This window comes from [Mycobacterium] manitobense, assembly GCF_025821665.1.
GTDB classification, from domain to species: domain Bacteria; phylum Actinomycetota; class Actinomycetes; order Mycobacteriales; family Mycobacteriaceae; genus Mycobacterium; species Mycobacterium arseniciresistens.
The window spans coordinates 1-388 of the sequence record NZ_JACKSJ010000081.1; the positions used below are offsets into that span (position 1 = coordinate 1).

General features: G+C 64.7%; 1 pseudogene. It reads right to left on the minus strand.

Going from position 1 to position 388, the window contains the following annotated elements:
• Positions 1–234, minus strand: a pseudogene (locus tag H7I41_RS10500) (type 2 isopentenyl-diphosphate Delta-isomerase); the annotation flags it as partial.
• Positions 235–388 lie beyond the last annotated feature (154 nt).

A 388-nucleotide genomic window follows, 5' to 3' on the forward strand; every position in this document is an offset into this window, starting at 1 on the left:
GGCCGCCAGGTTGCGGTTGATGGTGCCCGACAGCTCCGAACCCCCGGTCATCGCGCCGATCAACACCGGGGCCTGCAGCCGCTTACCCAGGAACTCCACCCCGAGATCGATCGTCGCCAGGTTGGTCTGCGTCAGCGCGTTGTAAGGCAGCCGGTAACGCTCCAACCCGGTGGTCAGCGTCTGATACTGCACGGCCTCGGACAGGCAGACGTCGATATGGCGACGCTTGCGCATCTGGATGCCGTCGTCGAAGTCAGGCCCGATCGTCACGCTGTCGACACTGCCACAGACCCGGCGGGCACAGCCTCGATAGCCTCCGCGACACCAGCCCCTGAGACAATGGCCGAGTGTCAGATGCCTTATGGATCGCGCTTGCGGTCGTAGCAGT